This window comes from Actinomadura formosensis NBRC 14204, assembly GCF_001552155.1.
Taxonomy (GTDB): domain Bacteria; phylum Actinomycetota; class Actinomycetes; order Streptosporangiales; family Streptosporangiaceae; genus Spirillospora; species Spirillospora formosensis.
In genome coordinates this window covers 1-22424 of sequence record NZ_BCQQ01000118.1, presented here as the reverse complement: position 1 = coordinate 22424, position 22424 = coordinate 1, and the positions used below count along the sequence as shown (strand labels likewise).

Here is a 22424-nt window from a genome sequence, read left to right as displayed (position 1 = left end):
GTGTCCCCACTACAGCACCAAAAAGAAGGGAATTGTCACAGGGCGGCCGAGTTCCGATGAGGGCATGGAACGATCCCAGCCGGGTGGCCTAATCTCCGACGCATGCCGGAAAGCGTGCAGGTGGAACCGCTGGCGCAGGGACCGTTCGACAGCGTCGCCGTCACCGCCGAAGGAGCGCTGCTGGCGTTCTCCTCCCAGGCGTCCCCGGGCGAGAACACCGGCCGGCTCTGGGACCTGACGGCCCGCGCGGCGGTGGGCGCGCCGATCCCCGACTTTCCCACCGACCGCGCCGAGTGGGCGTTCGGCGTCCTCGCCGGTTCGCCGACCGTCGTCTGGGACCACCGCGACCGTATCCACGTCCACGACCTGGGGAGCGGGGATGAGTTGACGCTGGACGGCCGGCCCGACCTGCTCGGCCTGGCCGTCCACCGCGGCCGCGGCGCCGTCGTCGCCGTCTTCGGCCCCGCGTACGACGCCGAGGTGATCGTGTGGGACGCCCGCACCGGCGACCGCCTGGCCGAGTTCACCCTCTGGCTCGGCCACGGCTCGGCCATCGACCGCTGGATCCTGCACGCCACCCCCGCCACGGGTCCCCTCATCGGCCTGCCCGGCGACTCCGCGGTCAGCATCCTGGACGTGGAGCGCGGCGAGGAGATCGCCACCCTGCCCGCCGCCTACGCGGTGCTGGCCCCGTCACCGGACGGCCTGGTCCTCGTCCAGCCGGCCCCGTCCGGCCTGTGCGTCCGCGGCCTGGACGGCGCCCCTCTCGCGACCCTGGAGGCCCCGGCCCCCTGCGACCACGTCGCGGCGGCCACGGCGGACGGCCGCCTCCTCGTCGCCGCCGCCCTCCAGAACGAGCCCGGTGTGCTCCTCGCCTGGGACGCCGCCGCCTCCCGCCCGCACTGCCGCGTCAAGGTCCCGGCCCCGGTCAACGACCTCGCCCTGGCCTCGGACGGCACCCTCCTGGCGGCCACCGAGGACGGCCTCTACACGACCCGCTTGTGAGCCCGGACGCGAAAAGCCCGTCCGGATCGATCCGGACGGGCTTCGACCTGTCGGCCGGAGGGCCGGTCAGCGCACGGCGAGATCGTCCTTGGCCTCGGACTCCGCGGGGTGCTCGGAGTCGGCGTCCATCGGCCGCGGCTCCGGCCAGGAGACGATCTTGGTGCGACGGGGGTTCGCCAGGGCATCGTTCATTGTTACTGCTGTCCTCCCAGTTCGAGCCGGGGCCCAGTTGGGCGATTTTCTCGGCGACGGGCCCACTTCCGCAAAATGGTCTAGACCGCGTCCCTCCCCCGTAGAGCGCGCGGCACAACCCTTAACACCGCCAATCGATCAACCATTCCCGCCCGGGAAACCCACTGGCCCCCGAACCCGCCCGCCTGGCACCCTTCTTCCCCATGGACGTAGCCGAGCTGACCCGCCTCCAGAACGGGGGCACCCGCCTGAAGTTCCTGTTCTTCTGGGGCCACCGGACCCCAGGTCCCGGCTACCTCAGCCAGTGGTGGCCGTCTCCCTTCACCCTCGACGGCACCGCCTACGCGACCGCCGAGCACTACATGATGGCCGAGAAAGCCCGCCTCTTCGGCGACGAGGAAACGGCCGCCGCCATCATCGCCGCGTCCCATCCCAACCGCGCGAAAGACCTGGGCCGCCGAGTCCGGAACTTCGACGAGCGAACATGGCGGGCCAATCGTGTGGCGATAGTCACAAGAGGCAATGAGGCGAAGTTCGGCCAAAACAAAGACCTCCGCGACTACCTCCTCGGCACCCGCGGCCGGGTCCTGGTGGAGGCAAGCCCCGTGGACCGCGTCTGGGGCATGGGTCTGGCCGCCGACGACCCCCGAGCCGAAGACGTCACCGCCTGGCAGGGCCAGAACCTCCTGGGCTTCGCCCTAATGACCACCCGCACCGCCCTAACCCCCTGACCCCCTCTTCTGCTTCGCCCGCCAGAGGCAGGATGCGCCGGGAGGACGGAGCGCTCAGGGGGTGGGGGAGCAGGGGCGGGTGGGGATGGCGTCCAGGTGGTGGACGATGAGTTCGGTGGTCTCCTGGAGGTCGACGTGCGGGCGCCGGAGATAGCGGCCCGGCCCCTCCCGCCAGCAGAAGTGCTGCGGGTACACCCACACGTTGAGACCGGGCAGCACCACGACCGACATGCCGCGCTCGTCGCTGGTGCGCATGCCGGGGAAGCCCCGCCGCGTGACGGCGGACAGGAGGCATTGCGCCGCCGTACCGGGGTGGACCTTGAGCGTCCGGCCCGGCCAGTCGTCGGGGAGCGGGAGCGCGAACCAGACCGCCTTGCCCGGCAGCGGCGTCTCCGTGACCCGGGACCGTGTTAAGGCGCAGCCCCACACGGCGGTGAACTCGCCGAGCAGGCCGAGACCCTTGCCGTGCTCGTCCAGCAGCCCCGCGCCGGACCTGTGCGGGAGATCGGTTCGTGCACCGTCGAACACCGAGACGATGAGCTGCGGCGCCGGCACGGTGCGCGCCCAGATCCACAGCTCCGGCGCGACGGGTGGACGGCCGTCCGGCGTGCGGCCGTGGCGCAGCGCGTTGGTCGCGGTCTCCGACACGGCGAGCTTCCCGTCCTCGATCACGTCCCGGTCCACCCCGAGCCCCGCCATGGCCTCATGGAGAAGCCGCCGCGCCGCCCCCGGCCCCCTCTCACCCTCCGGCAACTGCCATATCCCCACCCCACCGGCCACCAGCGTCCGCGCACCCCTGCTCTCCATCGAAGCCACCTCCTCACTCAGGCCACGATTGGTACGGAAAGCGACAATCTAGTCACTGTCTGTTTCGTGGCCGGGATCACATGGTGCGGCATCTCAAACGTTGGTGCAACTGTTTCATCAAGAAAACCTTGATCGTTTACAGGTGACTTGACGAAAGCGCTTGCGGAGCGACTACGCACCGATCACGATCAACTACATGTCGCCCAGACCTCCGACAATCCGGGAACGCCGTCTCGCCAGTGAACTGAAGAGGCTGCGAGAGACCTCGACATCGCTCACGCTCGAAGAGGCCGCCGACCAGCTCGGCTGGAACAAGGCGAAGCTGTCGCGAGTCGAGAACGCCATCCGCCGTGTCACAGCTGCGGAGGTGCAGGAAATCCTGGCCCTCTACGGTGTGGAGGGGCCTCGCCACGATGCGCTGGTCAGTTTTGCCAGGACGGCGAGGCAACGTGGCTGGTGGGACGCGTACACGAAGAATCTGCCTGCGGACTACGCCACTTACATCGGTCTGGAGGCCGAAGCCGAGTGGCTCAGCACCTACACCCTCGGCTTGATCCCTGGCCTGGTGCAGACGGAGGCGTACGCGCAACAGGTAATCATGTCCACTTTGAAACGGTTTGCTTCACCGCACGGCATCGACCGTCGAGTTGAGGCCCGTATGGAGCGGCAGAGGGCATGGCTGGAACGAGCTGAACCGGCCCGTCTGTGGTCGATCTTGGACGAGGCGGCGCTCGGCCGCGTCATCGGCAGCCCGGAGGTCATGAAGAACCAGTACCGCCGCATCATCGAGTTGGCGGACTTGTCGAACGTGATGTTCCAGGTCATGCCGGTCACTGCCGGCGCGCACCCCGGTGTGATCGGCACCTTCACAATTATGGGCTTCCCCAACCGGTTCACTCCGGATGTCGTATATGTCGAGAACATGACGAGTGCTCTGTACATTGAGGACGACGAGGAGGTGCACACCTACTCCCTGGCGTTCGAGCAGATGCAGGCGATGGCTCTGAGTCCCGAGGACTCGCTGGCCATGCTCGAGCGCTTGGCAGAGCGATGACCGCAAGGAGGAGCACAATGACCGGGATTGATCTTGGTCAGGTCGTCTTTCGTAAGAGCAGCTACAGCGATGGCGGCAACGGCTGCGTGGAAGCGGCCACCTTCGGCTCGCGGCGCCTCGTTCGAGACTCTAAGAACCCAGATGGTGACGTCCTTACCCTGGAACGGGATGTGTGGGTCGCCCTGGTGTCGCAGATAAAGCGGGGCACGTTCGACCTTTGACCCATGCGCCGGTGACTGTGGGTCCGCAGCACGCCGCACCTCGCATCGAGGTGCGGCGTGCTGCGTTATGCGACCCTGCTTGAAGGATGGTGCAAGCGGAAGAGGTAGGGAGTAGGTTCATGCCCCTGATCGAGGCCGGACGCGGAACCGATCGCCCACATGCAGAGTCGCGGATGAAGTTGGACAGCACGACTCACGTCACGTGGCGCAAGAGCTCCCACAGTGGCAGCACAGGCGGGGAGTGCGTGGAGGTGGCGCGGCTCGGTGGCCTGAGAGCGGTCCGCGACTCGAAGAACCCGCACGGCGAGGTCCTCGGCTTCACGGCCGGCGAGTGGCGCGGGTTCCTCACAGCCATCCGGTGCGGCGCGTACGACCGTTGATCGCGCTTCAAGATCGATTTTCGACAGCGCGAGGACTCAGTCAAGATCATCAATGGTGACTGTGGTCGGTGGAGATTTGCCCCTAAGTCCAAGTGGGCATATCCGTTAAGGGAATTAAGGGACATAACGATGGTCGGCGGAGTGTGCGGTGGCGCGGCGGCTATCATCGCCTCGTTCTGAGTGAGCCTTCCTCTCATTTACTTGGAAAGCGAGGCGTATGTTCAAGCAAGCGGATCGCCTTCCCTTCGAGGCTCCGGCCGACGGCGGCGTTGCTCGTGCCGTCCGTCCCTGGGGATTGCAGCGCATGGCTCCGTTCGCCCACACCGTCCACGTGGGAATCATCGCGACCCGGATCGATCCGGTTACGCAGCTTGGCGCCGATGACGAGGGCGTACTCGTCGAAGCCAAGCACAAGAGATCGAACACGGGAACCGAGAGCAGGACGCGGACGGCGAAAGGGGACGGCCAGCACCAGGGATACGACGAAGATCACGGACAGGACAGTGACCAGGACTGATGGCCAGGGCACGACCTGTGTTGGTCATCACGCAGCCGGATGACCTGACCGCTGATGTGGTCGTCGCCGAACTCAATCGGCGTGGTGTTCCGGGTGATGCGGTTCGATTCCGCGGACTTCCCGGATGCGCTCACCCTGTCGGCGCGGATCGATGGTGGCGGCCTGCACGGTGACCTGGCCACTCCTTCACGCCGTGCGAAACTCGACGCTGTGCGGTCGCTCTACTATCGCCGTCCTCGCGGGTTAGCCTTTCCCGGTCTCGATGCTCAAGACGCCCATTTCGCCGTTTTGCAGGCCCGCTACGGGCTCGGCGGTGTCCTGGCGTCCCTGCCGGACTGCCTGTATGTCAACCACCCGCACGCCATCGCGGACTGCGAGTTCAAGCCCGCCCAGCTCGCGGTGGCGGCCGGTCTCGGGTTCGTGGTTCCCCCGACGCTGATCACCAACGATGTGCGGGAGGCGCGCACGTTCGCGGCCGAGCACGGGCCGGTCGTCTACAAGCCGCTGCGATTCAGCCCGTACCGGCAGGACGGGCAGGCCCTGACCATCTGGGTCGCCGAAGTGGACCCCGCCGAGTTGGACGAGTCGATCGCCGGAACCGCGCACCTGTTCCAGTCCCGCATACCGGCCGCCGGATTTCTACGGGTCACCGCGATCGGCGACCGCCTGCTCTCCACCCGGATCGACTGCGGTGAGCTGCTGGACTGGAGATACGACTACGACGCGCTCACCTACACCGCCGTCGAGCCGCCACCGGGTCTCGCGGACCTCATCACGGCGTTCCTGAAACGGTTCGGCCTGGTCTTCGGCTGTTTCGACTTCGCTCTGCGGCCCGATGGCGAGGCGGTGTTCCTGGAGTGCAACGCCAACGGCCAATGGGCATGGCTCGAAGAGCCCACCGGATTGCCCATGACCGCCGCCCTCGCCGATCTGCTCGAACGGGGAGCCGCATGACCGACGACATGCGAGCCGTTGCCCTGCGGCGGCGGCTCGCTGACGAGCTGGAACACACCGGAGACCTCCAATCGTCCGAATGGCGGCGTGCCCTGGAGCGAGTTCCGCGGCACATCTTCATCCCCGAGTTCTTCCAGTGGGTCGACACCGACCGGGGAACCCACTGGCGACCGGTGAGCGAGACCAGCGATCCTGACCGGTGGCTGGAACTCGCGTACGAGAACACGACATGGTGACACAGCTCGACGGGGGGACCGCACCGAGCGATGTGTCCGAGCCGGTTCCCGGTGAACCGACCTCATCGTCCACCCTGCCGGGTCTGGTCGTGCTGATGCTGGAGCGCCTCGACGTCACCGAAGGCATGAACGTGCTGGAAATAGGTACCGGCACCGGGTACTCAACGGCGCTGATGTGTGATCGGCTCGGCTATGACAACGTCACCTCGGTCGAACTCGACCCCGATGTTGCGGCCAAGGCCGCCGCCGCGCTGCGCCGCCTCGGCCACGCCCCGCACCTGGTGGTCGGCGACGGCCTGGAAGGCGACGATAATCGAGCGCCGTTCGACCGTGTCATCGCGACTTGCTCAGTGCGGAGAATACCGAGCGCGTGGCTCAGACAGACCAGGCCCGGCGGGCGCATCCTGACCACGCTGGGCGGTTGGCTTCACGGCTATGGACTCGCCCTGCTCGACGTGAGTGATGACGGTGCCGCCGAGGGAAGGTACCTGCCCGGGACGATCTCATTCATGATGGCTCGCCCGCAGGCCCCACCGATGATCGACGACGCGCGGTGGAATGAGGTCTCCGAGCTTCTCACCCGAGCCGAGCCGAGACCGGCCGTCGTGGACATGGACATCCAGCAGGACTGGACCGGCAGGTTCGTCATGCAGCTCGCCCTGCCGTGCGTCCTGCAACGGGCCATCAGCGTTGACGGGGGTCCATGGACGGAATACCTCATCGATGTGACGACCGGGTCGAGCGCTTCGCTCACGCCCGAGCCCGGCGGCGGCTGGACCGTCCGGCAGGCCGGACCGGTCCGGCTGTGGGATGAGGCGGAGAAAGCCATCGGCCGCTGGCGCGATGCCGGCGCCCCCGCTCAGGACGAGTTCCGCGTCCGCACGGATGGACACGAGCAGACCGTATGGTTCGACACCGACGACGGCCCGGTGTCCTGGACACTCGGCGCTCAGGACGAGTAGGCGCGCGTATCGCTCAGGCCGACCGAGACTAGTTGGCCCACGCGGTCGGATTGCGTCGAAATTGCGCGAGTTGGGTCGGTGAAGGCGGTGCGGGACTCCAAGAACCCGGAGGGCGACGTCCTGACCCTGGAGCTGGACGTGTGGTCCGCCTTGGTTGCGCAGATCAAGCGGGGTGTGTTCGACCTCTGACCCAGACCGGTGCCGCCGGGCCGCAGCACGCCGCACCTTGGAGCGAGGTGCGGCGTGCGGTGTTTATGCGGGCCTGGGGAGTAGGGCTAGGGCGTTGGGCTGGGCAGGACGGGCGGTGCGGAGGTGCCGGATTCGGGGGAGGTGGGGGTGGGGCCTACGAACAGGAGGACCTGGTTCTTGGCCCACGGCACCGCGTCGTGGACGTACCACGTGTCCGGGATCTGGTCGGGGCGCCGGATCTTGCTCTGGTTCCCGTCCTCGAAGCGGTACTCCGGCACTGTCACGTTGCGCTGCTTCAGTGCGGCGAGCACCTCGCCGACGCGGTGCTTGCGGAACGTCATGCCGTGCATGACCTCGCCCGGCGCGGTCGCCGACGCGGTGCTGGAGTACTGCTCGCCCGGACGGGCCGCGCGCCCGAAGGTGATGTCGGCGGTGCCCTTGTAGCCGGTCCGGATCCGGACGCCGACCGGGCAGAGGGCGCCGCCGCCGCCGGTCTCGCACTCGCCCTTGGCGGTGATGGTCGTGATGTCGTCGTCCGTCGTGCCCTCGCTCGTGCTGGTCGCCACCACCGTGCCGACGATGGACGGTGAGGCGGGCACCAGCGACAGGTTGACCTTGAGGCCGTGGGCGGCGAACTCGGCGCGGTATCGCTCCGGGTCGGCCAGGGGGTCGCGGACCCGCACGTCGATGTAGTCGCCCTTGGGTGTGAAGCTCAGCGCCGCGGCGAGCGCGACGTGGGGGTTCGGCCTGGTCTGGACGGGGTTCGGCGTCCTCCCGTCGTCCCGCGCGAGCGCGGTCACCGCCACGGCGGCGCCGGCCAGGCCCGCGGTGGCCAGGGGAAGGCCGATGCCCATGAGCAGGCGCCGCCTGTGCCGCGGGGCGGGAGCCGGGGCGGTGGCGGTGGTGGCGGTGATGCGGTCGGCCAGGGCGGCGGCGGCCTCGTCCGGCAGGAGTTCCCCGGCCCGGACGTCGGTGACCGGGGCGAGCCCGGCGATCAGCGTGTCGATGTCACGGTTCATGCGTGCTCTCCGTGGGGGATCGGCGTGGCGGTGCGGGACGGGGCGGGGACGTCCGCGCGTTCCAGCGCGCGGGCGAACCGGCGGCGGGCGCGGTGCAGGCGGATCCGCACCGCGTTGCGGGAGCAGCCGAGGACGGTGGCGATCTCGCCGTGGTCCAGGCCCTCCCAGCCGACGAGGGACAGCAGTTCGCGGTCGCCCTCCGGGAGGCCCCGGAACGCGGCGGCGACGCCCGCGAGGTCGCCCCCGGCCATGTCGTGGGCGGCCGGGACGTCGCGGAGCCGGGAGCCGAGGTCGGCGGCCAGCGCGGACCGGCGGCGTTCGCCGCGGTGGTGGTTGGCCAGCACCCGGCGGGCCACCCCGTACAGCCACAGCCGCGCCTGCGCGCCCGGCGGGATGTCGTCGAGCCGCCGCCAGGCCGTCAGGAACGTCTCGGCGAGGACGTCGGCGGCGTCCTGCGGGTCGCTGGTCCGGCGCAGCGCGTACCCGAGTATCCGGGCGCGGTTGGCCGCGTAGACCTCCTCGAAACGGCGGCGCCGGTCACCCGGCGGACGGGGGTCGTCTGAAAGGGACGGCAAGCCCTCTCCTCTCGTCGCACGCCATGGGGGCGCGGCGATTGATCTGACACCGGCCACATGTCCGCACCTCGCCCAGCATTTCGTCCCGGCGCTCACGGTGACGGATCGTTCTCCGGGTTCTTTTGTCCGGTTCGGGGTAAAGCGAGGTCATGACCGAGTCGCGCGAACCGGCGGAGGTCGACGAGCCGCTGGAGCAGAATCTTCTGCTCGCCCGGCGGGTGGTCGAGGCCGCGCAACAGGAGATGCTGGAGAAGGCCCGGCAGCGCGTTCCCGCGCTGCGGCTGGGCGCCGTCGCCGGGGCCTTCGGGGTCCTCGCGACGGCCGCCACGTACCGGATGAACGTGCTGCTGCTGGAGAAGAAGCTCCCGCCCGACCTGGCGTCCTTCGTGGCGGCGGCCGTGTACGGCGGCGGGGCGGGCGCGGCGGCGGTGGCGGCGTCCCGCAGGTGGAAGGGACTGCCCGCGCCGCTGCCGACCGAGACGGCCCGCCAGGTCGTGGAGATCCTGACCGACTCCGGCTGATCGGTGATCAGGGGTGCGCATCGGTGAGCTGAGCGATGTGCGGGCGGCGCGGCCCGGGGCGATCGCCGAGGCGGCGGACGCACGGCGGCGCCGGGAAACGCCGCCCGGCGCGGCCGGCAGAGTGCTGATCATCGAGGCGGACCATCCGGCGCGGGGCGCGCTCGGGGCGGGCGGCGACCCGGTGGCGATGGCCCGCCGGGAGGACCTGCTCGAACGGCTCTGCGTCGCGCTCGGCCGGCCCGGCGTGGACGGTGTCCTCGCCACCCCGGACGTCCTCGAAGACCTGATGCTGCTCGGCGTGCTGGACGACCGGCTCGCGATCGGGTCGATGAACCGGGGCGGCCTCGCCGGGACGGTCTTCGAGATCGACGACCGGTTCACCGCCTACGACGCGGACGCGATCGCGGCGGCGCGGCTGGACGGCGGCAAGATGCTGCTGCGCATCGACGACGAGGACCCGGCGACCGCGAACACGCTGGAGGGGTGCGCGCACGCGGTGTCGGGGCTCGCCCGGCACGGGCTGATGGCGCTGGTGGAGCCGTTCGTCGCGCACCGGATCGAGGGGCACGTCCGGAACCTGCTGACGGCGGAGGCGATGATCCGGGCGGTGTCGGTCGCGTCCGGGCTCGGCGTCACGTCGGCGTACACGTGGCTGAAGCTCCCGGTCGTGCCGGAGATGGAGCGGGTGACGGCGGCGACGACGCTGCCCGTGCTGCTGCTCGGCGGCGAGGTCGCGGGCGACGTCGGCGCGGTGCTGGACGGCTGGCGGCGCGCGATGCGGCTGCCGGGTGTGCGGGGTCTCGTCGCGGGCCGGTCGCTGCTGTATCCGCCGGACGGCGACGTCCGGGGCGCCGTGGACGCGGCCGCCGGGATCCTCTAGCCGGAGACGCTGACTCGGCCCGGCGATTCCGGGGTAGGGGCCGGATCATGGACATGCCCATATATGCCGAGATCACCCTGGTCGTGAACGGGACGGGGCATCGGCTCAGCGTCGACACCCGCGCGTCCTTGCTGGACGTCCTGCGCGAGGATCTCGGGCTGACGGGGTCGAAGAAGGGCTGCGACCACGGCCAGTGCGGTGCCTGCACGGTGTTGCTGGACGGGCGCCGTGCGAACGGGTGCCTGGCACTGGCCGTCGCTCACGACGGTGCCGAGGTCGTCACGGTGGAGGGGCTGGCAAAGGACGGACGGCTGAGCCCCCTGCAAGAGGCGTTCATCGAGCACGACGCCTTCCAGTGCGGCTACTGCACGCCAGGACAGCTCTGCTCCGCGACAGGGATGCTGGACGAAGCCGAACAGGGCTGGCCCAGTGCCGTGACCGGTGACCTCGGCGCCGACACCGTGCTGGACGACGAAGAGATACGTGAGCGCATGAGCGGCAACCTGTGCCGGTGCGGCGCGTACGCCGGGATCGTGGCCGCCGTCCGGCAGGCCGCCCAGCGCAGGGAGGCGGCGGGCACGTGAGACCCTTCGCATACGAGCGCGCCACCAGCGTTCAGGACGCCCTAGAGCGGCACAGCGACGGGGCCGTCTACCTCGGCGGCGGAACCAACCTCGTGGATCTGATGCGTCTCGGTGTTGAGGAGCCGGCCAGGCTCGTTGACGTCGCGCACCTTCCGCACGACCAGATCGAGCTTCGCCCCGATGGAAGCCTCGTCATCGGTGCGGCCGTGAGCAACAGCGCGCTCGCCGCGGACCGGACGGTGCGCGAAGGCCATCCCATGCTGGCGCAGGCCGTCCTCGCGGGTGCATCGGGTCAGGTCCGCAACCTCGCGACGGTCGCCGGCAACCTGCTCCAGCGCACGCGCTGCCCCTACTTCCAGGACGCCTCCAAGCCCTGCAACAAGCGGGACCCGGGAAGTGGGTGCCCGGCCAGGGAAGGCGAGCATCACAACCTGGCGATCATGGGGCATTCTCCTGAATGCGTGGCGACGCACCCGTCGGACATGGCGGTGGCGTTGGCGGCCCTGGGCGCGTCCATCCGGATCCAAGGGCGTGCGGGGGAGAGGACCATCCCCATCGACGAGCTGCACAGGCTGCCCGAGAACGAGCCGGAACGCGACACCACGCTCGAACCGGGGGACCTCATCACCGCCGTGGAGGTTCCGCCGCTGGGCATGCCGTCCCGCTACCGCAAGGTGCGGGAACGCGCGTCGTTCGCCTTCGCGCTGGTCTCCGTGGCGGCGGCCCTGGACGTGGACGACGGCGTGGTACGCGACGTCCGGCTGGCCCTGGGCGGCGTGGCCCACAAGCCGTGGCGGGCCTGGCACACCGAGGACGCGCTGCGCGGCGCCGAAATGACCGGGGAGTCGTTCCAGCGCGCCGCCGAGGTCGAGCTCGGGGTCGCCGAGCCGTTGCGCGACAACGCCTACAAGGTGCCGCTCGTGCGCAACCTGATCGTCCGGACGCTGACGGAACTGGCGGAACGGGGGGCATCATGACCGACCGGGTGGAGGGCCGCGAGAAGGTCACCGGGCAGGCGAAGTACGCGTTCGAGTATCCCGCCGAAGACGTCGCGTACGCCGCTGCGGTCCAGGCGAGCGTAGGGAAAGGCGAGGTCGCGGCCGTCGACACCGAGGCCGCGCTGAGGCTGCCCGGCGTACTCGCCGTCCTGTTCTGGGAGAACGCTCCGAAGCTCGGCGAAGTATCAGACGGCGAACTGGCCCTCTTCCAGTCACCGAAGGTCTCCTACCGGGGGCAGTTCGTCGCCGCCGTGGTGGGCGAGACACTCGAAACCGCGAGGGAAGCGGCCCGTCTCCTCCACATCGAGTACACGGAGGAGACACCCGATGTCAGGCTCCGCGCAGACCATCCCGGCCTTTACAAGCCCGCCAAGGTGAATCCCGTCTTCCCCGCCGACACCGAGCAAGGCGAACCGGAGGATGCGTTCAGGGACTCGGCCGTCCGCGTAGACGTCACCTACACGACCCCGGCCGAACACAACAATCCGATGGAGCCGCACACCACGCTCGCCCAGTGGAACGACGACGGCACCCTCACGCTCTACGACTCCAACCAGGGCGCATCGACCGTCCAGGCCACGGTCGCCAAGCTCTTCGGCCTGGACCCGGCCCAGGTCCGCGTCGTGTCCCCGCATGTCGGCGGCGGGTTCGGGTCCAAGGGGACGCCCAGGCCGAACGTCGTCCTCGCCGCGATGGCCGCCCGCGCCGTGGGACGTCCCGTCAAGTTCGCCGTTCCCCGGCAGCAGATGTTCGCCACGACCGGCTACCGCACGCCGACGATCCAGCGGCTCAGGCTCGGCGCGGACGAGGACGGACGGCTGAACGCCATCGTCCACGAGGTGTTCGAGCAGACCTCCACCGTCCGGGAGTTCGCCGAGCAGACCGCGACGCCCACCCGCGTCATGTACCAGGCCCCGCATCGCCGCACGTCCCACCGTCTGGTCCGCTTGGACGTCCCTTCACCGTCCTGGATGCGTGCCCCAGGCGAGACGCCCGGCATGTACGCGCTCGAATCGGCCATGGACGAGCTGGCCATCGCCGCTGGTATCGACCCCATCGAGCTGCGCGTCCGCAACGACACCGACCGTGAACCGGAGAGCGGCCTGCCGTTCAGCTCCCGCAACCTCGTCGCGTGCCTGCGGGAAGGCGCCGACCGGTTCGGCTGGGCCGGACGTGACCCCGCCCCAGGCGTCCGCCGGGAGGGACGCAAGCTCATCGGTACGGGCGTCGCCGCGTCCACCTATCCCGCGTACATGCCTCCCAACAAGGCGACGGCCCGCGCCGAGCCCGACGGGACGTTCACCGTCCGGATCGCCGCCGCCGACATCGGCACCGGCGCCCGCACCGCCCTCACCCTGATCGCCGCCGAGGCGCTCAAGGCCGACCTCGACCAGGTCAGGGTCGAGATAGGCGACAGTTCGTTCCCGAAGGCGTCCGTCGCGGGCGGCTCAGGTGGGACGGCCGGCTGGGGGACGGCCGTCGTCCGCGCCTGCGAGGCCCTGCGCGGCATGCTGAACGGGTCGGTCCCGCCCGAGGGGCTGGAGGCGTCCGCCGACACCGCCGAGGAGATCAGGGCACGCGAGAAGTACGCCCGGCACGCGTTCGGCGCCCAGTTCGCCGAGGTGGAGGTGGACGCCGACACCGGCGAGGTCCGTGTCCGCCGCATGCTCGGCGTGTTCGCCGCCGGGCGCATCATCAACCCCAAGACGGCACGCTCCCAGTTCATCGGCGGCATGACGATGGGCATCGGCATGGCGCTGATGGAGGAGAGCGTCATGGACGCCGAGTTCGGCGGCTACCTCAACCGCGACCTCGCCCAGTACCACGTCCCCGCCTGCGCCGACGTCCGCGACATCGACGCGACGTGGGTGGAGGAGTCCGACCCGCACCTGAACCCGATGGGCTCCAAGGGCATCGGCGAGATCGGCCTTGTGGGCGCCGCCGCGGCCGTCGGCAACGCCGTCCACCACGCGACCGGCGTCCGCGTCCGCGACCTGCCCATCACCCCGGCCAGACTCCTCGATGACTTTTGACCCTGTGAAAAGCTCACTATCAAGGTGACTCACGTCACTTTACCGGGTATCGATCACGTGCTCGGGGGGCGCTCCCAACCCGCGAGGTGATCGCCCGTGTACCAGCAGGTCCTCGATCCCGTCGCCGATTCGCTCGGCTGGAGTTCACTGGTCGCCGCGCTGCCGCTCGCCGTGCTGTTCGTCCTGCTCGGCGGCGTCCGCATGCGCGCGTGGACGGCCTCCCTGATCGCGCTGGCCGTCTCCCTGGCCGTCGCGATCTGGACGTACGGCATGCCCGCCGGCCAGGCGTTCCTCGCCGGCAGTGAAGGCGCCGCGTTCGGCTTCTACCCGATCCTGTGGATCGTCATCAACGCGCTGTGGGTCTACAACATCACCGTCACGACCGGCCACTTCGACGTGCTCCGCCGCTCGTTCGCGCAGGTCAGCGACGACCACCGGCTCCAGGCCGTGCTGATCGCGTTCTCGTTCGGCGCCCTGCTGGAGGCGCTCGCGGGCTTCGGCACGCCCGTCGCGGTCACCTCCGTCATGCTCATCGCGCTCGGCTTCCGGCCGATCAAGGCCGCCGTCCTCGCGCTCACCGCCAACACCGCGCCGGTCGCGTTCGGCGCGATGGCGACGCCGATCGTCACCCTCGGCAAGGTCGCCGGCGAGTCCGGCGACACGCTGGGCGCCATGGTCGGGCGGCAGACCCCGATCCTCGCGGTGTTCGTCCCGCTCGTCCTGGTCGCGATCGTGGACGGGCGGCGCGGCCTGCGCGAGACCTGGCCCGTCGCGCTGCTCTGCGGTGCCGCCTTCGGCGCCGCCCAGTACGGCACCGCGAACTTCATCTCGGTGCCGCTCGCCGACGTCATCGCCTCGCTGGTCTCCGCCGCCGCCGTCGTCCTGGCCGTCCGGCTGCGCCCCCGGCGGGCGGCCGTCCGGCCCGCGCCGGTCGCCGGCGGTGCCGCCGACGAGCCCACCCCCGAGTTCGCCGGCCGCGTCGAGTCCGGCGGGCGCGACCCGCGCGCCGAGACCGCCCGCGCCTACGCCCCCTACGCGATCATCATCGCGGTCTTCGTCATCTGCCAGATCGGCCAGGTCAAGGACCAGCTCGACAAGGCCACGCGGACGTTCTCCTGGCCCGGACTCCACCTCACCGGCCCGACCGGCAAGCCGCTGACGCTGACCACCTTCACCTTCAACTACCTCACGACCCCCGGCACCCAGATGCTCGTCGCCGGGCTGATCACCATGGCCGCGCTGGGCGTCGGCCTCCGCAAGGCCCTCCGCGCCTACTGGGCGACCCTCGTCCAGCTCAGGTGGGCCATCGTCACGGTCATGGCCGTCCTAGCGCTGGCGTTCGTGATGAACGCGTCCGGGCAGACGGTCACGCTCGGCACCTGGATGGCCGGGGCGGGCGGCGCGTTCGCGCTGATCTCGCCGGTCCTCGGCTGGCTCGGCACCGCCGTCACCGGGTCGGACACCTCGTCCAACTCGCTGTTCGGCGCCCTGCAGATCACCGCGGCGAACAAGGCGGACCTGTCGCCGGTGCTGATGGCCGCGACGAACAGCTCAGGCGGCGTCCTCGGCAAGATGGTGTCCCCGCAGAACCTCGCCATCGCGGCCGCCGCCGTGGGCCTGGACGGACGCGAGGGCGACATCTTCCGCCGAGTCATCCTCTGGAGCCTGCTGTTCCTGGCCGGAATGTGCCTGCTGTCCGGTCTCCAGTCGACCGGCGTCCTCGGCTGGATGGTTCCGTGACGGCCCGCTGCCCGTGGCCCGCTTTGTGGCGGACCGAAACCGGCTTCTGCCCCACGAAATCCGGCCTGTGGGGTTCACAAGACGCCGACAGGTGAGAGCCTGGCATGAACGGTAGCGGCGTTCCGTCCAAGGGGCGAGGTGCGGATGACGATCTGGCGGATTACCGGCGGTGAGGGTCCCGGGGCAGGGGAGCGTGCGGCCCCCCGGTACGACATCGTCGACTATGACTCCAGGCTTTTGCGCATCGCCGCGGCATCGTCCACGCCCTGGGTCCAGATGACCGGCGAGATCGACGTGTCCAACGCCCAGGGCGTCAGCCGCGCCCTCCAGGCCGCCCAGGCCCGCGTGCCGGGCGACGTCCACGTGGACCTGTCCGCGCTCATCTTCATGGACGCCGCCGCCCTTCGCGCCTTCGCCCTCGCCGCCCGTGACCTCCATGAGGACGGCCGCCTGCTCGTGCTGCACACGGTCTCGCCCCACATCGACAGGCTGTTCAAACTGATCGGCTGGCACTCCGCCCCGGGCCTGGTCATCCACTGCCGTCCCCGTACCTGATCCGGGCGGCGGGTTCGCGGATCGTCATCGCTTCACCATCTGCGTGTCCGCCCGCGGCAAATGATGGCATTTTCGCTGGATACTTCCGGATAGATCCCTGTCTGGGGCTGTTTGACCCAACAAAGCGCGGTTAGGAGGGATTTACAGCTCTCCGATTCCAGAGGAGGGATCTCATGGCAAGGCGAAGAGAGCACGCGCAATCGCCGACGTCCGGCGAGCGCGCCGAAGCGGTGACGCCCACTCCGGGTGCCGCCACCCCCGCTCAGGGCGCCGCCGCGGGCGCACCGGGCCAGGGCGCCGTCGAACGCGGAGAGCACGCGCTCTGGGAGGACCGGACGCGTGTCTTCCTGCAGCCCCTCGCGGCCCCGTCCATCCTCGGGCTGTTCGGGCTCGCGGGCGCGACCATGATGGTCGGCGCCTGGCAGGCCGAGTGGTTCGGCAACGCCGGCACGCCGCTGATCCTGTGGCCGTTCGTGCTGACCTTCGGCGGCCTCGCGCAGTTCCTGGCGGGCATGTGGGCCTACCGGGCGCGCGACGGCCTGGCCACCGCGATACACGGCATGTGGGGCGCGTTCTGGCTCGGCTGGGGCCTGCTGTTCATGCTGATCAGCATAGGTGCGGCCCCGCTGGCCCTGGCGCCGGTGATCGGCACCGTCCGGGAGGGCTTCGCGTTCTGGTTCGTCCCCCTGGCGGTGATCACCGGCCTGGGCGCACTCGCGGCGTTCGGCGAGAACCTGGTGCTGGCGGCGCTGCTGACCGTCCTCGCCGTGGGCGCGGGTTTCACCTCGGCGGGATTCTGGGCTCCGGCGACCTGGTCGCTGCACGTCGGCGGCTGGCTGTTGGTCGTGTCCGCGGCGATCGCCCTGTACGCGGCCGCCTCGATGATGTTCGAGAACACCTACGGGCGGACGATCCTGCCCACCGGCAAGTACCGCGTCAGCGCCAACGTCCCCGGTGGCCGCGGCGTGCGGCCCCTGGAGTACAAGTACGGCGAACCGGGGGTGAAGATCGGACAGTGAGCCACGGCGTTTCGCCTTGACATTCCCGTTGCCATATCCTGGGCCGGACCGTAGAGACCGGTTCGGAGGGGAGCGGGAATGTCATCGGCGGTTCGCGGGACTTGGCGGCGCCTCGTCCGCACCTACACCACGCTCTGTGCGCGCGATGACGCCGCCAAGCACGGATACACCGTCCCCGACGGCATCTGGGCCTGCGTGCGCTGTCACCAGCCCCATCTTGAGCTGTCCGCGCTCTACCACCACCTCCGCACCGAACACCCCGGCGCCCCTGCGGGCTGAGAACCGCACTTCCCGACGCCGGTCTTTCTGAGACCGGCCTTTCTGAGACCGGACGGGCGCGACCGGTGTCCTGCCGCCGCCCCGCACCCCCGGCCGGTCAGCCGCGGGTGAGGTCGCCGCCGCCGGTGACGCTCGGAACGGCCGCGTCCTGCCAGGTCACATGGACGTGTCCGCTCTCCGGGGAGAGCGTGATGTAGGCGCTCGGCGTGCACGTTCCGAGGTCGGTGCGGGTGAGCCGTTCGAGGACGCGGAGCCGCCCCGCCGAGTCCGCCAGCACCGTCAGGTCGCCCGCGCACCGCATCGTGGTGGACGCGAGGGAGAAGTGGCCGGTCTTGCGCGCGACGTCGATCGTGATGTCGAGGTCCCAGCGCTCGCCGGACGAATGGACGATCGTGCCCCGCCACCGGCCGTCGAACTCCCCGCGCTCGTCCTCGCCGTGGAATCCGAACGGGTTGGGCAGCAGCCAGCCGCCGATGGGGACGAGGGAGAGCGCGAACGACACCATCCCCGCGACCTTGATCTTCTTCTTGCTCGCCTGCCGCATTGTCTTCTCCGGGGGTCATGAGCGCCGCGCCAGCCGGTGCCGCAGCACCCACCAGGCCGCGCAGCCGTAAATGATGGTCAGGGCGAGGAGCGCACACAGTTCGGTGATCATGACGGCGGGGCGGTGCGTCCACAGGTCGTCCCGCGGGGGGTGGATCGCGACGTGCTCGACGCCGGACGACGCGGCGAGCGCCGCGGTGGCCAGCCGGGAGGGGAGCAGCCTGCTGACCGCCGCCAGGACGGGACGCTCGGACAGATCCAGCAGGCTTCCGCTCAGCGCGACCTGGCAGATCGCGGCGGCGGTCGCCCAGCCGACCGCCCGCTCGATGGTGGGCGCGGCGGCCGAGATCAGCAGTCCCGCCGCCATGGCGGCCAGCGCGCCGCCCGCCAGGCAGATCGCCATGTCCACGTCGGGGTTCACGAGCAGGGACTCGGTGGCGGGCGGGCGCAGCAGCCGGAACCCGCCGGCGGCGATCAGCGCCTGCAGCACCGCCAGGACGCCGAACACCGTGCCCTTCGCCGCGATGACCGCACCGGGGGACACGCCCGCGCGCCGCTCGCGGCGCAGCACCGGGAACTGCGCGACGACGTCCCCGTAGGTGATCGACTGACCCGCGAAGACGCAGGCGGTGATCAGCAGGGTGAGGGCCTGGACGGCGTGCTCGTTGCTCAGGTCCGGGCCGCCCAGCCCGGCCGTGGACGCGCCGAGGGCGGCGAGCAGCCCGCCCAGCGCGGGAATCGCGGGGATCTGGGCCAGCGCGAGCGCGCCCCGCGACCGCAGCAGCGCGACCTCGCGCGCCACCAGGACGGGGAACTGCCGGAGGGCGCGCTGCCGGCCCGGCTCTTCGCGCATCGGCGGCTCCCGCGGGGGGCGCGGCGGACCGGCGGAGGCCGCCGCCAGCCGGGCGGCCTCCGCCGGGACCGGGCCCGCAAGGAAACGGGCCGCCGCGCCGTCCGGGGCGTGCCGGGCGGTCTGCATGAGGTCGGCGAATCCGCGCTCGCCCAGGTCGCCGAGCACGGCCCGCGGCTCGCCGTAGTACAGCGGACGGCCGTCGGCGCCGACCACCAGGACCTTGTCGACGCCGTCGAGCTGGTCGGTCGCGTGGGTGATGACGGCGACCGTGCAGCCGCCGTCCGCGATGTCGCGCAGCAGCCGCATCACCGACCGGGCCCGTCCCGCGTCGAGCGCCGAGGTCGGCTCGTCCAGCATGAGCAGCCGCGGCCCGCCGAGGATCTCCACGCCGATCGAGACCCGCCGCTTCTCCCCGCCCGACAGCGCCCGGATCCGCTTGCCGAGCAGCCCGCCGAGGTCGAGATGGCCGGCGATCTCGGTGATCCTGGCGCGGCGCTCCGCGGCGGTGGTGCCGGCCCCCGGCAGCAGCCGTGCGGCATGGTGCAGCACCTGGCCGACGGTGAGGCTCTCGTGCAGGTCGACCTGCTGCGGGACGAGCGCCACCATGTCCCGGATCTGCTCGCCCTCGGTCGCGAGGTCCAGGCCCGAGAACAGCAGCCGCCCGGACGTCTCGATCTCGTTGAGCAGCGCCCGGAAGAACGTGGACTTCCCGGCGCCGGACGGACCGATGATCGCGAGGATCTCGCCGGGGCCCAGCACGATCGACAGGTCGCGCAGCGCCGGTTCACGCGGCCCGGGCCGGGGCGTCCAGCCCGTCCGGTAGGTGGCGGACAGCCCGCTGACCACCAGCGAAGCGCCCCGTTCCCGGCGTGTCTCGCTGAGCGTCTCCTCGTCGAGGAGGGTGAAGGCGCTGTTCCCGATCGTGAACGACTCGCCCGCGCCGAGCCGGGCCCACATGACCCGCCGGCCCCGCACGTACGTCGCGTCGCCGCGCCCGTGATCGCGGATCTCCAGCCCGGTGACCGGCCGCCGCCGGAGCGTCGCGTGCCGGGCCGCCACACCGAGGTCGGGGACGATGATGTCCGCGTCCGGCCCGCTGCCGAGCACGGTCTCCCCGGCGGTGAGCCGGTGGAGCCGGTGGCCGGGCTCGTCCCGCTGCGGGGGAGCGGGGACCCGGGCCGGTTCGGTGAAGCCGAGCACCAACTCCGTGCGCACCGAACCCAGCCGTAACGTCACCGTCGTCTCGTCGGCGTCCCTGAGGTGGATGAGCTGCTCGGTCCGGGGTGTTCCGTTGACCCGCGTCTCGTCGACGTGCGGGGCCGGCCGCAGGATCCAGTGGCCGAGGAAGCGCAGCCACGCGACCGGGCCCGGGGCGCCGCCGAGGTCGACGCGCACGTCCGCGCCCGCGTCGTCCCCGATGGAGTGCTCGCCGGACGGCGCGAGCCGGGTCACCGAGCCGCGGACCGCGACATAGAGGGTTTCGGGCATGAACGGCCTTCCGGATTCAGCTGAGCAGGAGGACGAGGGCGATGAAGACGACGGCGAGCACGACGGCGGCGACGAACCCGGCCGGGATCTCCGTACCGGACGAGACGTCCGCGGCGGCCGTCGCGGCGGATTCCTCCCGCGCCGCCGTGGCCGGCGGTGCCGTGGCCGGCGGAGCCCCGTCCGGCCGCCACTGCCGCCGCATGCTGTCGTCGGTCTGCACATAGAGCGCGTGCGGCGTGACCAGCGCCGGCCACACCGACGCCTTGTCGCGCAGCAGGGCCACGGCGTCCGCGGGGTGACGTCCGGCGCACAGCTCGACGAGCACGTCGCAGGTCCGGCTCTGCATGACGGCCCTGAGCCGTCCGGGGTCCAGCGCGGTGCTCACCGTGTTCTCCTGCAGCGACCGGACGACCAGCCACGCGAACTTGAACATGTCCGTCCGCACCCCGAACGGCCCGGACCCGGGCGCCTTCCACGCCTCCGGGTCGCGCGGGGCGTGCGCGGGCTCCCCGGACAGCGGGACGCAGGCGTCGCAGTCGACCAGCAGCACCTCCGCCGCCCGGCCGTCGAACGAGAACAGGGCGTTGCGCGGCTGGAGGTCCCCCACCGCGTAGCCGCGCTCGTGCAGCCACAGCATCGTGCGCAGCATGCGGCCGAGGACCGCCAGCTTCACCGGCGCCGGGTAGTAGTCGAACCCCAGCTTCCGGGCCTGGCCCTCCGACCGCGCGAGCGCGTCGAGATGCCTCGGCAGCGACCACGTTCTCGTCCTGCCGTTCGCGACCTCGAACATCGCGACCGGCGCCGGCCGCATGAGCACGCCCTGGACCTCGCGGCCGTCCATGACGACGGCCCGCGGCCAGGCGCAGCGGCGGTCGAGTTCCGCGCGGTCCGCGGCGCTCAGCCCGAGCCGCCAGGACGTCATCGCCGCGAGGGCGTCCGGCCGGACCGACTCGCGCACCTCCGGCGTGTAGGACTTGAAGACGTACTCGCCGCCGTCCGGGCCGACGCACCGTGTCAGCCGGGTCGACTGCCCGCCCGCCGACGCGTACGCGCCGACGTGGACGAGACGGTCCGCCTGCACGAATCCCGGGAGGGCGTCCCAGGCGCCGCCGCTAGTGCCGGCGGTCATGGGTGCCCGGCCAGAGGGCCACGACGGTGCGGTCGTCGGTGAACGTGGCGCGGCGGAAGTCGACGTCCCGGATGAAACCGAGCAGGTCGGGCGGCCGTGCCCACTCGTCCGCGAGTGCCATCGACAGTTCGCTGCGGTTTCCGAGAGCGTTGGCGAAACCGTCGGTGGCGAGCACCAGCACTTCGTCCGGCCTCCATTCGCAGGTCGTGGTGCGCAGGTCGTCCAGGCCGGGCGGCAGCGCCGCCGTGACGTCGTCCCGGACGTTCCCGGGCGGCCTGTCCGGCCCGAGCACGAGCGACCATTCGGCCGCGGTGGGACGCAGCCGCAGCGCCGGTGAATCGCCGACGCCGGCGACGTGCACCGTGCAGCCCGGCCGCTGCTCCGCCGGGGCGGCGAGGATCGTCAGCGTCGTGCGTCCCGGCGGCCGGGGCCCGCCCGTGCCGCCCAGCGGACGCATCCGCTCGCCGACCTCGTCCGCCACCCGGCCGAAGATCCTCGCCCAGGCGCGCGGGCCGATCCCGCCGCGTTCGAGGGCCCGCTCGGTGTGCCGGACCGCGGCGGCGACGGCGGCCTGCGCGGCGACCTCCGCGTGCGCGGTGCTGCCCACCCCGTCCGCGACCGCGGCGATGACCCAGCGCCCGTCGGCGGAGGCGCCGACGAGGAACGCGTCCTGCCGCGGCAGGCCCTCCCGCATGTGCCCGCTGCCCCGGCAGGACGCGGCCCGGACCGTCACCCGGCCGGCGCCACCGCCGTCCGCCTGCACGCTGGCGCGGCCCGCGAGCACGGTCCGCGGGAGCAGCACCGACACGGGCGCGGGCCTGCGCCCGGTGTACCGCACGAGATCCGGATCGGCCCCCGCCGGCCGGGGCGCCGTCCGGGGCGCGGGCCGGGCGTCCACGGGCGGTGCCGCCTCGATCTCCCGGACGGGCCGGGCGGCGCGCGGCCTGTGCCACGGCGGGG

26 protein-coding genes and 1 pseudogene are annotated in these 22424 nt (G+C 71.1%); 19 read left to right on the top strand and 8 right to left on the bottom strand.

The genetic code is table 11. From position 1 onward, the window contains the following. The first annotated feature begins 102 nt into the window (after window positions 1–102). Window positions 103–1005, top strand: coding sequence for a WD40 repeat domain-containing protein (locus AF1_RS25525; protein WP_067804420.1), 903 nt, complete (start codon window positions 103–105; stop codon window positions 1003–1005). A 66-nt stretch (window positions 1006–1071) separates the two neighbouring features. On the opposite strand, the gene AF1_RS36600 is transcribed toward AF1_RS25525, so the two are convergent. After that, window positions 1072–1197 (bottom strand): hypothetical protein, encoded by a 126-nt coding sequence (locus AF1_RS36600; RefSeq protein WP_255218834.1) that lies wholly within the window; start codon window positions 1195–1197, stop codon window positions 1072–1074. 203 nt (window positions 1198–1400) lie between these two features. Here AF1_RS36600 and AF1_RS25520 point away from each other — a divergent pair, with 203 nt between their 5' ends. Next, a complete protein-coding gene (locus tag AF1_RS25520; protein ID WP_067804410.1) occupies window positions 1401–1928 on the top strand; it encodes an NADAR family protein in 528 nt (175 codons plus the stop codon). Window positions 1929–1982: 54 nt separating this feature from the next. Here the strand turns inward: AF1_RS25520 and AF1_RS25515 are convergent, their stop codons facing one another. Next, the gene (locus AF1_RS25515; RefSeq protein ID WP_131732664.1) at window positions 1983–2735 is read right to left on the bottom strand and encodes an ATP-binding protein; all 753 of its coding nucleotides are present in this window, start codon (window positions 2733–2735) and stop codon (window positions 1983–1985) included. A gap of 160 nt (window positions 2736–2895) precedes the next feature. On the opposite strand from AF1_RS25515, the gene AF1_RS25510 reads away from it, so the two are divergent. From AF1_RS25510 to AF1_RS33725, 8 genes and pseudogenes are all read left to right on the top strand, one after another. After that, the gene (locus AF1_RS25510; RefSeq protein WP_242608835.1) at window positions 2896–3789 is read left to right on the top strand and encodes a helix-turn-helix domain-containing protein; all 894 of its coding nucleotides are present in this window, start codon (window positions 2896–2898) and stop codon (window positions 3787–3789) included. Between the two features lie 17 nt (window positions 3790–3806). Continuing rightward, the gene (locus AF1_RS25505; protein ID WP_067804404.1) at window positions 3807–4010 is read left to right on the top strand and encodes a DUF397 domain-containing protein; all 204 of its coding nucleotides are present in this window, start codon (window positions 3807–3809) and stop codon (window positions 4008–4010) included. 173 nt (window positions 4011–4183) lie between these two features. Beyond that, window positions 4184–4390: a DUF397 domain-containing protein gene (locus tag AF1_RS25500; protein ID WP_067804425.1), complete on the top strand. Its 207-nt coding sequence runs from the start codon at window positions 4184–4186 to the stop codon at window positions 4388–4390. Window positions 4391–4607: 217 nt separating this feature from the next. Continuing rightward, entirely contained in the window at window positions 4608–4907 is a 300-nt protein-coding gene (gene tgmA / locus AF1_RS37115) for a putative ATP-grasp-modified RiPP (RefSeq protein WP_067804400.1), read from the top strand. Between the two features lie 96 nt (window positions 4908–5003). After that, window positions 5004–5861 (top strand): ATP-grasp ribosomal peptide maturase, encoded by an 858-nt coding sequence (locus tag AF1_RS25490; protein ID WP_207394061.1) that lies wholly within the window; start codon window positions 5004–5006, stop codon window positions 5859–5861. Next, the gene (locus AF1_RS35995; RefSeq protein WP_067804397.1) at window positions 5858–6097 is read left to right on the top strand and encodes a hypothetical protein; all 240 of its coding nucleotides are present in this window, start codon (window positions 5858–5860) and stop codon (window positions 6095–6097) included. The genes AF1_RS25490 and AF1_RS35995 overlap by 4 nt, the downstream gene beginning before the upstream one ends. Then, window positions 6091–7059, top strand: a complete 969-nt coding sequence (locus AF1_RS25480) for a methyltransferase domain-containing protein (RefSeq protein WP_084263328.1) — start codon at window positions 6091–6093, stop codon at window positions 7057–7059. The genes AF1_RS35995 and AF1_RS25480 overlap by 7 nt, the downstream gene beginning before the upstream one ends. A 54-nt stretch (window positions 7060–7113) precedes the next feature. Then, a pseudogene (locus AF1_RS33725) lies at window positions 7114–7248 on the top strand (DUF397 domain-containing protein); the annotation flags it as partial. An 86-nt stretch (window positions 7249–7334) separates the two neighbouring features. On the opposite strand, the gene AF1_RS25475 reads toward AF1_RS33725, so the two are convergent. Further along, window positions 7335–8267: a hypothetical protein gene (locus AF1_RS25475; protein WP_067804394.1), complete on the bottom strand. Its 933-nt coding sequence runs from the start codon at window positions 8265–8267 to the stop codon at window positions 7335–7337. Next, window positions 8264–8842 carry an RNA polymerase sigma factor gene (locus AF1_RS25470; RefSeq protein WP_067804391.1) on the bottom strand — a complete coding sequence of 193 codons (579 nt, stop codon included), beginning with the start codon at window positions 8840–8842 and terminating at the stop codon, window positions 8264–8266. The genes AF1_RS25475 and AF1_RS25470 overlap by 4 nt, the downstream gene beginning before the upstream one ends. Before the next feature lie 149 nt (window positions 8843–8991). On the opposite strand from AF1_RS25470, the gene AF1_RS25465 reads away from it, so the two are divergent. From AF1_RS25465 to AF1_RS34820, 9 genes are all read left to right on the top strand, one after another. Beyond that, a complete protein-coding gene (locus AF1_RS25465; RefSeq protein WP_067804388.1) occupies window positions 8992–9363 on the top strand; it encodes a phage holin family protein in 372 nt (123 codons plus the stop codon). 13 nt (window positions 9364–9376) lie between these two features. Further along, window positions 9377–10243, top strand: coding sequence for a Cgl0159 family (beta/alpha)8-fold protein (locus tag AF1_RS25460; protein WP_067804385.1), 867 nt, complete (start codon window positions 9377–9379; stop codon window positions 10241–10243). Window positions 10244–10296: 53 nt separating this feature from the next. Further along, the gene (locus tag AF1_RS25455; RefSeq protein WP_242608842.1) at window positions 10297–10827 is read left to right on the top strand and encodes a (2Fe-2S)-binding protein; all 531 of its coding nucleotides are present in this window, start codon (window positions 10297–10299) and stop codon (window positions 10825–10827) included. Next, complete coding sequence (locus tag AF1_RS25450) at window positions 10824–11804, top strand: FAD binding domain-containing protein (RefSeq protein WP_067804382.1); 981 nt, start codon at window positions 10824–10826, stop codon at window positions 11802–11804. The genes AF1_RS25455 and AF1_RS25450 overlap by 4 nt, the downstream gene beginning before the upstream one ends. Beyond that, window positions 11801–13858 (top strand): xanthine dehydrogenase family protein molybdopterin-binding subunit, encoded by a 2058-nt coding sequence (locus tag AF1_RS25445; RefSeq protein WP_067804379.1) that lies wholly within the window; start codon window positions 11801–11803, stop codon window positions 13856–13858. The genes AF1_RS25450 and AF1_RS25445 overlap by 4 nt, the downstream gene beginning before the upstream one ends. 96 nt (window positions 13859–13954) lie before the next feature. Further along, window positions 13955–15598 (top strand): L-lactate permease, encoded by a 1644-nt coding sequence (locus tag AF1_RS25440; RefSeq protein WP_067804376.1) that lies wholly within the window; start codon window positions 13955–13957, stop codon window positions 15596–15598. Between the two features lie 144 nt (window positions 15599–15742). Then, window positions 15743–16153: an STAS domain-containing protein gene (locus AF1_RS25435; RefSeq protein ID WP_131732666.1), complete on the top strand. Its 411-nt coding sequence runs from the start codon at window positions 15743–15745 to the stop codon at window positions 16151–16153. Window positions 16154–16326: 173 nt separating this feature from the next. Then, window positions 16327–17172 carry an acetate uptake transporter family protein gene (locus AF1_RS25430; RefSeq protein WP_084263326.1) on the top strand — a complete coding sequence of 282 codons (846 nt, stop codon included), beginning with the start codon at window positions 16327–16329 and terminating at the stop codon, window positions 17170–17172. Window positions 17173–17250: 78 nt separating this feature from the next. Next, on the top strand, window positions 17251–17451 hold the full coding sequence (locus AF1_RS34820) for a hypothetical protein (RefSeq protein ID WP_131732667.1): 201 nt from the start codon (window positions 17251–17253) through the stop codon (window positions 17449–17451). A 97-nt stretch (window positions 17452–17548) separates the two neighbouring features. On the opposite strand, the gene AF1_RS25425 is transcribed toward AF1_RS34820, so the two are convergent. From AF1_RS25425 to AF1_RS25410, 4 genes are all read right to left on the bottom strand, one after another. Then, window positions 17549–17995, bottom strand: coding sequence for a hypothetical protein (locus tag AF1_RS25425; protein ID WP_067804368.1), 447 nt, complete (start codon window positions 17993–17995; stop codon window positions 17549–17551). Window positions 17996–18010: 15 nt separating this feature from the next. Next, window positions 18011–20335 (bottom strand): ATP-binding cassette domain-containing protein, encoded by a 2325-nt coding sequence (locus tag AF1_RS25420; RefSeq protein ID WP_067804365.1) that lies wholly within the window; start codon window positions 20333–20335, stop codon window positions 18011–18013. A gap of 16 nt (window positions 20336–20351) precedes the next feature. Further along, a complete protein-coding gene (locus AF1_RS25415; RefSeq protein WP_067804362.1) occupies window positions 20352–21464 on the bottom strand; it encodes a hypothetical protein in 1113 nt (370 codons plus the stop codon). After that, window positions 21448–22424 (bottom strand): protein phosphatase 2C domain-containing protein (locus AF1_RS25410; RefSeq protein ID WP_067804359.1); only part of this gene is annotated, 977 nt, incomplete at its 5' end. The genes AF1_RS25415 and AF1_RS25410, both read right to left, overlap by 17 nt.

Excerpts from the sequence above, each read along its gene's own strand:
- AF1_RS25420 (WP_067804365.1), bottom strand. The coding sequence starts at position 20,335 with ATGCCCGAAACCCTCTATGTCGCGGTCCGCGGCTCGGTGACCCGGCTC.
- AF1_RS36600 (WP_255218834.1), bottom strand. The coding sequence starts at position 1,197 with ATGAACGATGCCCTGGCGAACCCCCGTCGCACCAAGATCGTCTCCTGG.
- AF1_RS35995 (WP_067804397.1), top strand. The coding sequence starts at position 5,858 with ATGACCGACGACATGCGAGCCGTTGCCCTGCGGCGGCGGCTCGCTGAC.
- AF1_RS25435 (WP_131732666.1), top strand. The coding sequence starts at position 15,743 with ATGACGATCTGGCGGATTACCGGCGGTGAGGGTCCCGGGGCAGGGGAG.
- AF1_RS25455 (WP_242608842.1), top strand. The coding sequence starts at position 10,297 with ATGCCCATATATGCCGAGATCACCCTGGTCGTGAACGGGACGGGGCAT.
- AF1_RS25500 (WP_067804425.1), top strand. The coding sequence starts at position 4,184 with ATGAAGTTGGACAGCACGACTCACGTCACGTGGCGCAAGAGCTCCCAC.
- AF1_RS25415 (WP_067804362.1), bottom strand. The coding sequence starts at position 21,464 with ATGACCGCCGGCACTAGCGGCGGCGCCTGGGACGCCCTCCCGGGATTC.
- AF1_RS25465 (WP_067804388.1), top strand. The coding sequence starts at position 8,992 with ATGACCGAGTCGCGCGAACCGGCGGAGGTCGACGAGCCGCTGGAGCAG.
- AF1_RS25520 (WP_067804410.1), top strand. The coding sequence starts at position 1,401 with ATGGACGTAGCCGAGCTGACCCGCCTCCAGAACGGGGGCACCCGCCTG.
- AF1_RS25505 (WP_067804404.1), top strand. The coding sequence starts at position 3,807 with ATGACCGGGATTGATCTTGGTCAGGTCGTCTTTCGTAAGAGCAGCTAC.
- AF1_RS25475 (WP_067804394.1), bottom strand. The coding sequence starts at position 8,267 with ATGAACCGTGACATCGACACGCTGATCGCCGGGCTCGCCCCGGTCACC.
- tgmA (WP_067804400.1), top strand. The coding sequence starts at position 4,608 with ATGTTCAAGCAAGCGGATCGCCTTCCCTTCGAGGCTCCGGCCGACGGC.
- AF1_RS25445 (WP_067804379.1), top strand. The coding sequence starts at position 11,801 with ATGACCGACCGGGTGGAGGGCCGCGAGAAGGTCACCGGGCAGGCGAAG.
- AF1_RS25425 (WP_067804368.1), bottom strand. The coding sequence starts at position 17,995 with ATGCGGCAGGCGAGCAAGAAGAAGATCAAGGTCGCGGGGATGGTGTCG.
- AF1_RS34820 (WP_131732667.1), top strand. The coding sequence starts at position 17,251 with ATGTCATCGGCGGTTCGCGGGACTTGGCGGCGCCTCGTCCGCACCTAC.
- AF1_RS25430 (WP_084263326.1), top strand. The coding sequence starts at position 16,327 with ATGGCAAGGCGAAGAGAGCACGCGCAATCGCCGACGTCCGGCGAGCGC.
- AF1_RS25480 (WP_084263328.1), top strand. The coding sequence starts at position 6,091 with ATGGTGACACAGCTCGACGGGGGGACCGCACCGAGCGATGTGTCCGAG.
- AF1_RS25515 (WP_131732664.1), bottom strand. The coding sequence starts at position 2,735 with ATGGAGAGCAGGGGTGCGCGGACGCTGGTGGCCGGTGGGGTGGGGATA.
- AF1_RS25525 (WP_067804420.1), top strand. The coding sequence starts at position 103 with ATGCCGGAAAGCGTGCAGGTGGAACCGCTGGCGCAGGGACCGTTCGAC.
- AF1_RS25490 (WP_207394061.1), top strand. The coding sequence starts at position 5,004 with ATGCGGTTCGATTCCGCGGACTTCCCGGATGCGCTCACCCTGTCGGCG.